Here is a 14,295-nt window from a genome sequence, read left to right as displayed (position 1 = left end):
TTAATTGTTCGTGTGAAATGTGCAGGCTCTCACTTAAGAGATGTCCTGTTCTTTTTGTCTGTCCTGCTTCTGTGAGCGGTCTTTTCCGAGAATAGCATCTACATTGGAACTGACGGTACGAAGCTCTTTCTGATAGTCCTGGAAGTAGTGGTATGTGCCGTACTGTGCATCCTTCATCTGGAGCAGCTGGTCACGTTCTGCTTTCAGCGATTTAAGCGATGGCACCTTCCCGTCAAAGTGGTTTTTGATGTACTTCATGCCAGCATCGTATAATTCAAGATCAGGTCGATGTGCTTCACGGAACTGTTTCTTATTCCGGGATTTAACGAATTGGGCGTGCAGTGCCTTAAGGCTCTGGTACTGCCCAACATAATGTATCTGTTCGTTCAATTCTTTAATTCGGTTTTCTGTTTGCCGAAGTGTTTTGCGGGCATTGGCCAGTTTCCCGGTAATCCCATCCAGGGCATCAGCCAGATTTCCACGGGTGTCATAGCCATGCTCCTGAATGTAACAGACGGTTTTCGCCATCTCTTTCAGATTCGACAGTTTGACTTTCTGCGCATAGGCGGCACTCTGCTGTGCTTTGATATTCGTCTGCAGGTCTACGACCAGACGCAGGTCAGAGCGGATAAACAGGATTGCAACCGGGTCAGACGGATAATCATAACTGGGATTGTATTCCGGCAGCACCGATGAAGTGCGCCGCTCTGCAATATCCGCGATCTTCTCGATGGAGAAAACAGATGTGATTTCTGGCTTCCGTCTGTCGGCTTTCGCATTTTCAGCGAAAAGCGCAAACAAGTAATCCTTTTCAAAATTGCTGCCGAGCTTTCTGCCGGTAATATATTTTTCACGATCAGGATGAAGATAGCTATACCTGCCACGGCTCAGCTTGACGGTGATCTTGTATTTCTCTTTCAGCCTGGATTGAAATTCTTCCGATGATCGGGCATAGGAGGCTATGTCGGATATGGCATTCCGGAGGAATTGCTTCTGTGTCTGGTAGGTCGTTGTCCGTGGTTTCATGCCATCGGCAACAATGCGGGCATTCAGCTCATCGAGTTTTTCTTGTTCTCTGCGGTTTTTCCAGTATTCTCGCTCCGTGATTTTGATCGGGGCAGGATTCAGCAGATCGACCTGATGCAATCCTTCTCGTTTTGAGATTTCCATAATTCCTGTCTGCATAGCGGTAAGGTAGCTTCGGGTCTGGTGGTGCTTGTATCCCGCACGGGAATCGCAGGCTCGTTCCATGAAGTCCTGCGGCTCAACGTCCAATTTCCTCACACTGTTGATTACGATGTGGACATGAATATTGCCGCTGCCGTTATGCCCGTCCATGTGCGTGCAGACCAATGCCTGATGGCCGGGGAAGAAGCGGCTGGCAAATTCCAGACCGAGCGCCTGCGCCTTTTTTCCGGTCAGTCCCGCATTCTCTTTATCCTTCGGATCGAAGCTGAGGATGTAATGGTGGGACTTGACTTCATTGTATTTCTGGTTTTTGTGGAAACGGGCATTCAACTGTTCGCACTCTTTGTCAAAAGAGAAGGGATCGCAGTTCAGGCCGTTAAGGTAATACTCATCCCGGAGCATCCTATTTCCCTTTGCGTCAAGCAGCGGTTTCTGCGTTCGTTCATTGTGCTGGAACATCAGATATTCCAGCGCTTTGCCGTAGTCAGAGCTTTTACTCGACAAGTGTTTGAGGATTGCCATGAAAATCACCTGCCATTTCCATTACCGCTTTCCGCATCCGCATGATCTGTGCCATGCAGGAATTGATTTCCTCCCGCATCGCTTTCGATTGCAGGCCCCCGGTATTAAAGTATTTTGCAATCTGATTCAGATTGTTCCCGATAGCAGCAAACTCGTTTGTGAGTTTTTGCAATTCCGGAAGATCTGCGATCACCGGGAAGCTGACATCCACCTTCCCATGAACAGAGATATGCCGGATATATTCTGCCACCGGCACACCGAGCATCTGGGCGTTCTTTTCCACGATGCCATACTGAACATCCTTATATCTTACCGTGACCCTGTGCTCTTTGCGTAGGGTTTTTTCTTTTTCTGGCCTTGCCATTCGCTTTGCTCCTTCCTTTATTCCGGTGGCAGCACCGGAAAGACATTCATGCAGGGCATGATCCGGGATGCGACAGCATATCCGCTGCGGACACGTTTTCGTGGAAGCCATAAAGAAAAATCTCCGATTTTTAGCAAACCGAGGGATTGGGGAGCCGGATTCCCCAACGAGTATGCCTGACAGCAAGAAATCCAGGAATGGAGTTATTGGCTGCCAAGGGCGTATCTCGCTCTAAAAATGTGGCTTCACTTATTTCTATAAAAATGCCAGGAAAACATTCCCTCACTTATCCCAACTTAAACGAGCTTTATTGCAAGACAAAATGAAAAAAACAAAAAAGTGCTTGCATTTTCGACCTGCCAGATTGGGGTAAGTGAAAGGAGTATGAGTTTCATGAAGATGAAAAACGTGGATCATATCAGAATTAATGGAGACAAGCTGGCGGGAGAATTGGGATACGGTAACCTTTGTGAAATGCGGCAGGTGTTGGAACGGATGAGCAGGATGAGTCCAGCGGAATTGGACAGGGATGAATTGTCCGATCTGACGGAAATCAAGGTCGATGATTCCCTGGCAGCAGAGGAACAGGCGTTGTCTCTGCTGCGGCAGACAAAAAATCCTTATTACTATCTGTATGGGGACATGATCGTTATGATTGGAGACGAGGCAAGGGATGCCTTAGAGGATTTCTTATGCCATTGCCTGTTCAGCAACCGGGAGGGATGGAATGAGGGAAAAAAATAAAGACTATCCATCTTTTGTTTTACCGGTTCAGATGGAAATTGGCAGTGAGAAGGAAAGTGAAGTAACGGGAAGAAGGAATAAGGAACGGTGTGCTGCCTTTATTAGCAGGATGATTGAAAAGTACGGAAAAGAAGTGCTTGCTGAAATCGAAAAAGAGTCGGTGCAGACAGAACAAAATGGAAAGAAAACGTCGTTCACAAACTGAGTGGAACGGCGTTTTTTTGTGTGATTGAATAAAGGAAAGCAGCTCACAGTAGAATTTCTTTGTTGAAAAAGCATCTGAAAAGCAATAAAATGAATTAACAACAGATACAATGAAAAGGAATGAGCAACCGATGAAGAAAAAGAAATGCTATCTGTATACGAGAGTTTCTACAGAAGCGCAGGCAGAGAGGTATAGTCTGGAAGCCCAAAGCGGACGGCTGTATGAATACGCAGACTATCGTGAACTGATAATCGCAGGAGAATACTGTGATGCAGGACGATCCGGAAAGAGCATAAAAGGACGGCCGGCGTTTCAGCAGATGATGGAGGACGTTGTCTGCCAGAAAGACAATATTGCTTATGTCATGGTTTTTAAGTTGTCACGCTTTGGCCGGAATGCAGCAGATGTTCTCAGGTCTGTACAGTTATTGAATGATTATGGAATTGATCTGATCAGCGTGGATGATGCAATCGACAGTTCTACACAGGGAGGTCGTTTTACACTTGCGATTCTGTCAGCCGTAGCGGAGATTGAGCGTGAAAATATCATAGAACAGTTTATGGCAGGAAAGACACAGAAGATACTGGATGGCAAGTGGCCTGGAGGGGCAATACCTTATGGATACCGGAGTGAGAATAAAGAACTTGTCCTTGTAGCTGGGGAGGCGGAAATTGTGCGTAAGATTTATAAACTCTATCTTAGGGATGGGATGGGGCAAATTCTGTTGTTATTTACTTGAATGAAAATGGATATACAAGGGATGATGAGCATAGGGGAAAAAAATGCTTTACAGCAGATTTTGTCAAGAAAATTTTGGATAACCCCTTCTATTGTGGCAGACTATTGTATAACCGTAGAACAAATAAAAAAGGATGTGATGGCAGACCCGTAAAAAAAACAGAAGATCAGATCATTGCCGTGCGGGGTACCCATGAAGCGATCATCAGTGAAGAAGAATGGGAAGCAGTACGGAAAAAGAGAGAGTCACTTTACAGAAGAAACGAAAAAACAGATGGCCCTGACAGAGTCAGCCTGCTGTCCGGTCTCGTGAAATGCCCGGTATGTGGTTCAGGGCTTGTGATGAAGAAGGATAAACATGTCAATAAAAACCGGGGAGGGTACTACAAAACGATCTACTATTATGTCTGTCGGAACCATCAGAAGGCGAACGGGCGCACCTGTCCTTTCTCTCATGCCTATAATCAGGATAAAATGGATAGCGCCATATTTGAAATCATCCGAAAAGTGAGCGCAGCACCGGAATTTAAACATGCAGTCCTCTCTGCAAGCATGGAAGAAGCTGACGGGGAAAAAATGGAAAGTCAACTGCAGCAAATGAGAAGGAAATTACAGCGACTGGAAATAAAGAAAAAGAAACTAGGGATGATCCTTGATAACCTTGATATATTTGATGAAGAATATGATCGGAAATATGAAGATACGCAGATGGCAATAGATGGTATTTACGATGAAATTGATGAGACTGAGTGCAGGATTCAAGAAGTGATACGCCAGATCGAAGCATCAAAGCATGATAGCCGTTCAGTGAAGAACATAGAAGTGATGCTGGATAATTTTGAGAAGATTTATGAAAAGATGTCCTGCCAAGAAAAACGGGAAATGTACAGGATGTTTATTGAACGGATCGATGTCTTTCCAGAAGAGCAGTCGGATGGCAGGATACTAAAAAGCATTTCTTTCCAATTCCCTCTAGCTCGTAATAATGAGAAAGAAAGGATAGTCACAGCGGCAGGCAAAGAGGACTATATCAGTTTTACGATAGATTGTACAAAATCGGAATTAACTGCGGCGGAGGCGAAGGCTACTTATACTGAGATCAAAAAGTATATTAAAGAAAGGTTTGGATCAAATGTACATTCTCTGTACATCGCACAGACGAAAAGGAAATATGGTTTAGACATGGGAAAAAATTACAATCGGGCAGAAGATCCCCAGAAACGTGTGCCCAAGTGTCCGATAGAAAAGGAAAGAATGATCCTGGAGGCTTTGAAACATTTTAAGATGGTGGACAAATCTGTAGAATTGATCGAAAGAGAGGTAGTGGAAAGTGAAAGATAAGAAAGTTAAGTGCTACTTATATATGCGAGTTTCCACTTCCATGCAAGTGGAAGGATACAGTCTGGAGGCTCAAAAAGAGCGTCTTACCAAATATGCAGATTTCCAGCATATGGAGATTGTCCGGGAATACTGTGATGCAGGCAGATCGGGTAAAAATATTTCCGGCAGGCCGGAATTTACCCAAATGCTCCAGGATGTGGCTGATGACCGGGATAGCGTAGATTACATTCTTGTTTTCAAGCTGTCGAGATTCGGGCGGAATGCTGCTGATGTTTTGAATTCCCTGCAGTATATACAGGATTACGGGGTGAATCTGATCTGTGTGGAAGATGGGATCGATTCATCGAAAGATTCCGGGAAGCTGACGATCACGGTACTCTCGGCGGTGGCAGAGATCGAGAGGGAGAACATTCTTGTTCAGACTATGGAGGGTCGGAAGCAGAAAGCACGGGAAGGCAGGTGGAATGGCGGCCCGGCACCTTTCGGCTATCGTCTGGACAAAGAGAATGATACTATCGTCGTTGAGGAAAAAGATGCGGAAGCAGTGAAGATCATCTATGACAAATATGTTCATGAGGACATGGGGATTGACACCATCTGCAACTATCTCAATCAGCATGGTTATACAAAAAACAAGATGCGCAGACAAGAATTGAACTATTTCACCAGATCATTCGTGAAGCGGATATTGGAGAATCCAGTATATACCGGAAAGATCGCTTATGGAAAGAGTAAGACACAGAAGATTAAAGGGACAAGGGATCAATATCATCGTGTGAAAACAGATGATTATCTCCTGGCGGATGGAATACATGAAGCGATCATTAGTGAGGAACTTTGGGAAGAGGCACAGCAGCGGCAGAAAGAGAAGAGCGATCCATGGGTCAAGACACATAGTCTGGATCATGAGCACCTTTTGTCCGGGATAGTGAAATGCCCTTTGTGCGGCGCAGGGATGGCAGGCACTGTCCGGAGAAGAAAAAACAAAATGACGGGTGAGTATAAAGATGATTTTTATTATCGGTGTCTCCACCGAAAAAAGATGGATGAGGAACATTTTTGTACTTATAGGTTTTCGCTAAATCAGGATAAACTGAACAAACAGGTTGAGAACGTTATTCTGGATATGATAAACAGCAAGGACTTCGGAGGATTTGTCAAGCATAACCTGGGACAGAAGATAGATATCGGTGAGTTGGAAGAAGAGAAAGAGCAGTTGCGGCAGAAATTGCGACAGCTCAACGGGGCAAAGAAAAAACTCACAGATATGCTTGACGGGCTAAATGTAGGAGACAGGCATTACGACCGGAAGTATCAGGATATGCAGGACAGGTTGGATAATCTGTATGACAAAATTAGTGATATAGAAGATGAGATGGCAGACCTGAATGCAAAGATTCATAATGCTTATGCAGAGCATCTGACGGTCCAGGAGCTCTACAGAATCCTGGATCATTTTGATATAATGTATTTTAAGATGACTGATCTTGAAAAGAAAGAGTTCCTTCGGAATCTGATTGAACGGATTGAATTGTATCCGGATCGGAAGGTAGATGAACGTGTGATTCGGGAGATATACTTTCGGTTTCCTATCTACTATAATGATCAGGAAACTACAGGAATTAGGTTGCTCAATGATAATACAGTCGAGACGGTAGTACTGCTAACCCGCATAAAATAAGGATTTCTGAGGGTAATTCATCACCAAAATGAACGATTTGCCACCATTTTGCCACCGTTCAAAGCAAAAAATGGGGCTGAACCTTTGATTTGTTCAAAGTGTTCAGCCTTCATTTTTTTTATGATACCGATGTGATGCGATCAAAAATTTCTACAGTTTCATCTTTCATAGCGTCTGTATCATGGACATATCGGTTGATAGTGGTCTGTACATCAGCATGTCCCAAACGTTCCTGAACATCCTTGATAGGTGCACCAGCCTGAATCAGCATGGTGGCGTGGGTGTGCCGCAAAGAATGATAATTGAATTCAATATGAAGTTCATGCCGTACCACACGACAAACAAATTTGAATGAATCCGTTGAAATCATGGAACCATCTGAACGCACACAAACGAGATCGGCGCGTTTCAGATCAACAGGAACATCATGCGGGACACCAAACAGACGGAAGATAGTATTTCCTTTTTCATCCGTCTCCGGTTTCAGGTAATAGTCTGTGAAATGGGATCCCAACTGTAAACGGTTCATCTGTTTTGCGCGATATGCCCGTTTCAAAATCTTCTGTAAGGTCGTACCATACCGTATAACTCGGTTCGATGATTCAGTCTTTGGGGTTTGGAAATACCATTCAGATTTATCCATCCTCTCCCGGCCTTTATCCAGTGAATCACGCACATCACCGAAATTCCGCTTTACAATCTGCCGGTCAATCGTGATTGTCTGCTTTTCAAAATCTATATGATCCCACGTCAACCCGAAGCACTCTGATATCCGGACGCCGGTATAATAGCCTATCATAATCGGAACATAAAACGGCGATGATTCGGGGAAGCGTTCAAGAATCTGTTTCATATCGGATTCAGGAATAAAATGATGTATTTCCTGTCTTCCCTCACCCTGTTCATACTTTGGGAACTTAATCCTGTCAACCGGATTGTATTGTATATAGTTCAGCGGTTCAATGGCATAGTTCAACGCTGATGAAAGTGTCAGGATAATATTTTTTAATGTGGATCGTGCGAGACCCTGCTTCTTCAGGTCATTTGCGTATTCCTGGATCGGCGCGGCGGTGAGTGTTCTCAGTTTGTACGTACCAAAACGTGGCTTCAGGTGGTATTCTATTATCTGTATATAATCGGTCTGCGTGTTATACTTGCAATGCATTTTCACATACTGTTCAAACCATAGATCAAGGAAGTCGGCAACTGTGATTTCGGACGGTGTGAAGATCGTACCGGCGTTATTGTACTGATTCAGAGCTTCGGCAAGTGCCGCTTCCGCTTCCTTCTTGGTAGAGAACCCGCCTTTTTCCTTTTTCTTTCTCTGGCCGTTTACTGTTCCCATGTCAAAATAGTATGACCACGTTTTCCCACGTTTACGTGTTCCGCCTTTCATGTAAAATACCACCTTTCTTGATTGAGATATAGCAAGGAAAATGGTATACTTTACATGTATAGCCATTTCCTTTTTTCACACATTGGGTTCTGGTTATTCATCCTTTCGTCCCGGTCTACTGCAATAGGCCGGGACATTTTTTTGTTCAAGATCTGTTCAAGATGTGTACAAGATGAAATTGGCATCTTGAACACCTTCAAAGCCTTGATTTTACTGGGTTTTTTGATAGGTGTTCAAGATGGAAAAGATAAATCTTAATTTATTATATAAAAGACGGAATTTCATAATTTCATACTTAAAAATTAAAGTGTGAAATTACGAAAACGGGTAAATATAAATATATATAAGGATTTATCTTGTACAACTTGAACACACCCCCGAAAAACCCAGTATTTATGCGGCTTAGAGGGCGTTCAAGATGATTTTTTTATCTTGTACACATCTTGAACAGATCTTTTGTTCTGAAATGCCGCAAACCCTTGATTTTACTGATGATTTTGAACATTGAGGTGTACAAGATGCAGAAATTTAACTTGAACAGAAATATGAGTGTAAAGCAATATCTGCTTCAGCTTCAGATTCTTGACACGAAGATTAACCAGAAGATTGAAGAATCTGCACAGCTACGAAGTATTGTTCAAGGCCGGGGAATGTCCTGTGATTCGGAACGTGTGCAGACTTCACCGGCAAACATTCAGGAAAATATGATTGTTAAGTATCTTGACATTGAGAGAGAAATAGACAAGATGATTGATGCATATGTTGACCAGAAGGATAAAATCATCAATCAGATTCATGAACTGTCTGATGTACGATATATCAGGATTTTGTTTGACCGTTATGTCCCTGATGAAAAGGGACATACAAAGTCATTTGAACAGATATCTGTTGACATGAATTATAATTATACGTACGTCTGTGATCTGCACGGACAGGCACTAATTGCATTTGCCGAAGTTATCCGAAACAATCCGTAATAGGAATGTGATAATATGATTGGGTGAAAATTTACTTTAGACCGTTGAAGGGTGCTAGCATCTCCTACCTTCAGCGGTCTTTTTGTTTGGAAGGTGGTGAGTGAGGGGATGACAGATAAACAAAAAAGATTTGTTGAAGAATATTTGATTGACCTGAATGCCACACAAGCCGCAATTCGTGCAGGATATTCACCCCGAAATGCCGATAAGATTGGGAGTGAGCTACTGGGAAAAACTAGAGTATCAGCAGAAGTGAAAAAAAGAATGGCAGAACAGTCAAAACGGACGGGTGTGACTGCCGACCGGGTTCTTTTGGAACTGGCAAGAATCGGCTTTGTGAATGCAGCTGACGTCATTAATGATAAAGATGCCACCATCAAAGCATCTGCATCGAGGAATGATACTGCATGTGTGCAGTCAGTTAAGGTTAAAACCCTGTCCAGTGATAAGGGTGATATGACAGAACGTGAGATCAAGCTGGCCGACAAGGTTAAGGCATTGGATCTCCTTGGAAAACACCTTGGTTTGTGGGGTGACAAGGTTCAGGAGGATAGGGACGATGATGGCATAGAGGTGGTATTCCGTGGCAAAGAAGACAGTAGTGGTTGATGATCTGGTTATTCCGAAATACCGGAGGCTCCTGTATGACCGCTCAATCAAACACGTTATACTGACCTCCGGCCGAGCGGGAACTAAATCGAGTTTTGCCGCAATCCGCAGCGTCACTCAAATTATATCGGATGACACTGGGTCAGTGGTAGTACTGAGAAAGCATCACAACAAGCTACGGAAGACAGTGTACAAGGAAATGCTGCGCGGGGTTAACCGTCTGCAGTTGCCAAAGAAGTGCTTTCAGATCCTGAAGAGCCCGATGGAGATTACATACATCAGAAATGGGACGACGATCTACTTTTCCGGATCGGATGGGATTGATGACACGAAAGGTATCATTGATGAAAGTCACCCCATCAAGCTGGTCATATTAGATGAGCTGACGGAGTTCTTCGATGACGGGGAAGGCGAAGAAGAGCTGGTAAACATTGAAGCGACCTTCATCCGTGGGAATCAGGGATCCTTCCAGATGCTGTACATGTATAATCCGCCAAAGAATCCCAATGCCCCGATAAACGAATGGTGCCGGAAAATGGAGACGAGGGATGACTGCCTGCATATCCATGTGACGTATCAGGATGTCCCGGCTGCCTGGCTCGGCCCTGATCTGATCGAGTCAGCGGATACAATGCGCAAGGTTGATCCGAAGATGTACCGATGGGCCTGGATGGGAGAATCGGTCGGGGTTGATGAACTGATATACTACATGTTTGGAAACGCCTGTATCGAAAAGCCGCCGGAAGATCGGCAGTATCCGCTTTGCTATATTGGTGGTGATTATGGGCAGCAGAATGCCACGACCTACCAGGTTTTTGGCGTTGATGATTACAGGCACCGTCTTCAGGGGCTTGCCGAGTTCTACCATAGCGGCCGGGATACCGGTAAGCAGAAGAGCCCGTCACAATACGCCCAGGACGCGATAGATCTGATGCACCATGTCCATGATCGATATGGCTGCAGGGTCTTTTATTTTTATCTGGATCCGTCTGCACAGGGGCTTCAAGAAGAAATTAAGCGCTTGGCAGTGGATGAGACAGATTTCCAGATCCGTATTCGAAATGCTGATAACGATGTGGCTACTGGAATTAACCGGGTTCAGAAGGCGCTGGCGTTCGGCTGTTTGAAGGTAAGCCCGAACCAGAAGATGGCAATTAAGGAATTCGGTACCTACGAATATGACCGGAAGTCTATCGAGAGGGGAAAAGAAGTACCGGTTAAGGTTGATGATCACTGCATGGACAGCATCCGGTACATGGTAAGCGGCGTGTGGCACCGTGTTAAGGGATGGCTGCCGGCTGAGCCTAAAGACTTTGATTGGAAAAACCCGGTATACCAGGAGGACATTGATGACGATATTTGATTATTTCCGTATGAAAGGGATAGAGACGGCGGATGCGTCCTTTTATCGCAAAATTGCGGAATGGAAAAGTTGGTATAACGGGAATGTCCCGAGGCATAGCAGCTACTATGTGTACACTGGTCACGGGACAAAGGTTCGGCGCAGACGCAGATCCCTGGGGATGGCGAAAAAAGCGTGCGAGGATATAGCGGATCTCCTGCTGAACGAGCGGGTTCATTTTGTGATCGCAGACCAGAGGACATCTGAATATGTTCTGCGTGTGCTGGATAACAACAATTTCTGGGTGTTGGGGAATGATTACCAGGAACGCATGGCCTATTCGGGAACGATCGCGTTTGTTCCATATCTGTACGATGCCGTGTCGGATAGCAAAGGCAGGATTGTATCCGGCCGGGTAGGCATTGATTATGTGAGCGCGGAGAACATATTCCCTGTAACATGGACTAACGACCGGATCACAGAATGCATATTCGCATTTCCGAAAACTGTGAACCGGAAAAAATATATCCAGCTGCAGCACCACAGATTGGGAGCTGACGGTAATTATGTCATAGATAACAGCGTGGTTTTGTGTATGTCCGGGGGAGGAACCTGGAAGGAGCTGTCACAGGACGAATGGAAACAGCTTCGGCCATTCAAAAACCTTGCCGCGCATATCAATACAGGATCGCCGGATCGCCAGTTCACAGTCCAGCGGCTGAATATCACAAACAATGCAGATACGGATGAGAGTAACCCCATGGGCGTCGCGATATATTCAGGCGCGATTGACATTCTCAGGTCGCTTGATATCAAATACGATTCCTACAGCAATGAATTTGAGCTGGGCAGGAAACGGATTTTTGTAGCGCCTGAGATGCTAAAAAATACTGACGATTCACCGGCATTCGATCCGGAAGACACCGTGTTTTACAAGCTCCCAGACGACTATGCCGACAAGAATGAGGGAATGATCAAAGAAATCGACATGGCACTCCGTGTCGATCAGCACAGTAAAGCGATCAACGATGACCTGAATTACTTTTCACTGAAATGCGGATTTGGCTCTCAGCATTATCGGTTTGATTCTGGACAGGTCCGAACGGCTACTGAAGTCATTTCAGAGAACTCTGATATGTACCGAAGACTGACCAAGCATGAGGTTATCCTGGAATCAGCGCTTACAGAGCTGGTACGAATTATCATACGCCTTGGGAATGCATGTGGGGAAAATCTTGATGAAAGTACAGAGATTGACATCCATTTTGATGACTCAATTATCGAGGATAAGGATGCAGAACGAAACTGTGACCGACAGGACGTAGCAATCGGGGCTATGCCCCTTTGGGAATACCGGATGAAGTGGTATGACGAGGACGAAGCAACGGCCAAGAGCATGGTCGATGTGGGGGCTGAGGATGTGATTGAATGACCCAGGGTGAACTTGAAAAAATTCCAGAAGGGATGGAGACCCTAACGAGAAGGCTGGAAGAACGGATTATGAATGACATTGTCCGGCGGATCCGTCAGGCCTCCTTTTCTACCGCATCCGCAGACTGGGAGTTCACACGGCTCCAGCAGCTTGGCATGGGTGCAGATCAGATCCGGAAGTGGGTGCAGGAGCTTCTTAATGCATCAGACCAGGAAGTGGACCGCATATACTCCGACGATGTATACCGCGAATATATGAAGCAGGGACGGGGATACAAGGCTTTTGGAATCCGGCAAATTCCGTTTGATGAAAACATTGCGTTACAGGAACTGATCGCAGCAGTCAAGAAACAGACGAAAAACCAGTTCAGGCAGATTACCGGATCCATGGGATTTGTAAAGCAAGAACCAGGGAAACATCTTCACGCGACGAAGCTGACACAGTTTTACCAGAACGAGCTTGATAACGCGATGATGGACATCCACAGCGGGGCGTTCGACTATGCATCAGTGCTCCGTCGCACGATCGACGACATGACACGCTCGGGATTACGCTGGATAGACTTTGATTCGGGGCGGCATAATCGTGTTCCTGTGGCCGCCCGCAGGGCTGTTATGACAGGCTTCAGGCAGGTGCAGGGACAAATTATGGAGCAGACTGCGAAAGACCTGCATACGGACAGCTACGAGGTCACAGTGCATGTTGGTGCGCGACCGACCCATCAGGTATGGGAGGGGAAGGTATGGACAAAGGCGCAGCTGGTTTCTGTTTGCGGTCTGGGATCCGTGACAGGTTTGCACGGGGTAAACTGCTATCATGATTACAACCCGTTCATCCCAGGGGTGGATATCAGAACTTATACCGATAAGGAGTTATCTGAGATACATGCACGGGAGAACGTACCGGTATCATATGGGGACAAGCAATATGACACGTACCAGGCGTTGCAGGAGCAACGGAAGCTGGAAACCAAATGCAGGAAACTGAGGGCGGATGCGCAGCTTCTCCGGGAAGGGAAGGATGGCGTTACAGACGAAGGGCAGCTGAAGAGGATTGATGAGCAGATTACATTGGCACAGGGGCGGTACCAGAAAACGCTGCAGCAGTACAAGGCTTTTAGTAAGACGATGAATCTTCCGCTGCAGAAACAGAGAATTTACCAGGATGGGCTATCCGCTCGGAAAAAGACTGATGTGAGCCTGGAGGTCTATGAAGGGATCCCGAAGACATGGAAGAAGACAATGAAGATCTCTACAGAAGATGCTGTTAAAAGTGCAAATCCAAGATATGAGCATCTGCCGTATAGCAGTATGGAACTCCCATACAGTTCTAACTGTGCAAATTGTGTGGTGGCCGCAGAAATGCGTTTTCGCGGATACGATGTTATAGCTCGTGCCAAGAAAGAAAACCGGAAGTTAGCACAGGAACCGTTTTCAGCATGGGAAAACCCCCAGGTAAGTACTCTTACAGGCGGGAAAGATGAACTTGATGCCTTTATTCTTCAGCAGCTCCCGGAATCGGGGAGGGTACAAATTGCTGTGCGCTATCACGAATCCATATTTGCAAAGCGCCCGAATCATACGTTTATTGCGTATAAAAAAGAGGGGAAGGTAGTCTATGCGGACCCGCAAAATGGTGCTATCATAAAAAATATAGAAGACGCATGTATGAAGCAAGCTGCTGAAATAAAATACTGCAGGATTGACAATCTTGACATATCAGACAGGGGCATAGCCGCTTGTGAAAAGAGGTGACA

The 14,295-nt window shown here is 45.4% G+C and carries 13 protein-coding genes; 10 read left to right on the top strand and 3 right to left on the bottom strand.

The features are described from left to right. Nucleotides 1-33 precede the first annotated feature (33 nt). Both FYJ35_RS01910 and FYJ35_RS01905 read right to left on the bottom strand, forming a co-directional pair. Nucleotides 34-1,710, bottom strand: coding sequence for a relaxase/mobilization nuclease domain-containing protein (locus tag FYJ35_RS01910; RefSeq protein ID WP_154522300.1), 1,677 nt, complete (start codon nucleotides 1,708-1,710; stop codon nucleotides 34-36). Further along, nucleotides 1,682-2,074 carry a plasmid mobilization protein gene (locus tag FYJ35_RS01905; protein ID WP_205839656.1) on the bottom strand — a complete coding sequence of 131 codons (393 nt, stop codon included), beginning with the start codon at nucleotides 2,072-2,074 and terminating at the stop codon, nucleotides 1,682-1,684. Before FYJ35_RS01905 ends, FYJ35_RS01910 begins: the two co-directional genes overlap by 29 nt. Before the next feature lie 393 nt (nucleotides 2,075-2,467). On the opposite strand from FYJ35_RS01905, the gene FYJ35_RS01900 reads away from it, so the two are divergent. From FYJ35_RS01900 to FYJ35_RS01880, 5 genes are all read left to right on the top strand, one after another. Beyond that, on the top strand, nucleotides 2,468-2,818 hold the full coding sequence (locus FYJ35_RS01900; RefSeq protein ID WP_154522294.1) for a DUF6870 family protein: 351 nt from the start codon (nucleotides 2,468-2,470) through the stop codon (nucleotides 2,816-2,818). Beyond that, on the top strand, nucleotides 2,802-3,023 hold the full coding sequence (locus FYJ35_RS01895) for a hypothetical protein (RefSeq protein WP_154522291.1): 222 nt from the start codon (nucleotides 2,802-2,804) through the stop codon (nucleotides 3,021-3,023). The genes FYJ35_RS01900 and FYJ35_RS01895 overlap by 17 nt, the downstream gene beginning before the upstream one ends. A gap of 130 nt (nucleotides 3,024-3,153) precedes the next feature. Then, nucleotides 3,154-3,762, top strand: a complete 609-nt coding sequence (locus FYJ35_RS01890) for a recombinase family protein (RefSeq protein ID WP_205839655.1) — start codon at nucleotides 3,154-3,156, stop codon at nucleotides 3,760-3,762. Beyond that, a complete protein-coding gene (locus tag FYJ35_RS01885) occupies nucleotides 3,759-5,102 on the top strand; it encodes a recombinase family protein (RefSeq protein ID WP_154522285.1) in 1,344 nt (447 codons plus the stop codon). Before FYJ35_RS01890 ends, FYJ35_RS01885 begins: the two co-directional genes overlap by 4 nt. Further along, on the top strand, nucleotides 5,092-6,783 hold the full coding sequence (locus FYJ35_RS01880) for a recombinase family protein (protein ID WP_328597020.1): 1,692 nt from the start codon (nucleotides 5,092-5,094) through the stop codon (nucleotides 6,781-6,783). The genes FYJ35_RS01885 and FYJ35_RS01880 overlap by 11 nt, the downstream gene beginning before the upstream one ends. Nucleotides 6,784-6,901: 118 nt before the next feature. Here FYJ35_RS01880 and FYJ35_RS01875 read toward each other — a convergent pair whose 3' ends face one another. Next, nucleotides 6,902-8,179, bottom strand: a complete 1,278-nt coding sequence (locus FYJ35_RS01875; protein WP_154522282.1) for a tyrosine-type recombinase/integrase — start codon at nucleotides 8,177-8,179, stop codon at nucleotides 6,902-6,904. A 518-nt stretch (nucleotides 8,180-8,697) separates the two neighbouring features. Here FYJ35_RS01875 and FYJ35_RS01870 point away from each other — a divergent pair. From FYJ35_RS01870 to FYJ35_RS01850, 5 genes are all read left to right on the top strand, one after another. Continuing rightward, nucleotides 8,698-9,156, top strand: a complete 459-nt coding sequence (locus FYJ35_RS01870) for a hypothetical protein (RefSeq protein ID WP_154522279.1) — start codon at nucleotides 8,698-8,700, stop codon at nucleotides 9,154-9,156. Between the two features lie 108 nt (nucleotides 9,157-9,264). Beyond that, on the top strand, nucleotides 9,265-9,765 hold the full coding sequence (locus tag FYJ35_RS01865) for a terminase small subunit (RefSeq protein ID WP_154522276.1): 501 nt from the start codon (nucleotides 9,265-9,267) through the stop codon (nucleotides 9,763-9,765). Further along, entirely contained in the window at nucleotides 9,740-11,128 is a 1,389-nt protein-coding gene (locus FYJ35_RS01860) for a PBSX family phage terminase large subunit (protein WP_328597019.1), read from the top strand. Before FYJ35_RS01865 ends, FYJ35_RS01860 begins: the two co-directional genes overlap by 26 nt. After that, a complete protein-coding gene (locus tag FYJ35_RS01855; protein ID WP_154522273.1) occupies nucleotides 11,115-12,539 on the top strand; it encodes a phage portal protein in 1,425 nt (474 codons plus the stop codon). The genes FYJ35_RS01860 and FYJ35_RS01855 overlap by 14 nt, the downstream gene beginning before the upstream one ends. Further along, the gene (locus FYJ35_RS01850) at nucleotides 12,536-14,293 is read left to right on the top strand and encodes a phage minor capsid protein (RefSeq protein ID WP_154522270.1); all 1,758 of its coding nucleotides are present in this window, start codon (nucleotides 12,536-12,538) and stop codon (nucleotides 14,291-14,293) included. The genes FYJ35_RS01855 and FYJ35_RS01850 overlap by 4 nt, the downstream gene beginning before the upstream one ends. Nucleotides 14,294-14,295 lie beyond the last annotated feature (2 nt).

The organism is Porcincola intestinalis (genome assembly GCF_009696445.1).
Taxonomy (GTDB): Bacteria; Bacillota; Clostridia; order Lachnospirales; family Lachnospiraceae; genus Porcincola; species Porcincola intestinalis.
The sequence above is the reverse complement of the archived record's forward strand: the minus strand, read 5'-3'. Positions and strand labels throughout refer to the sequence as shown.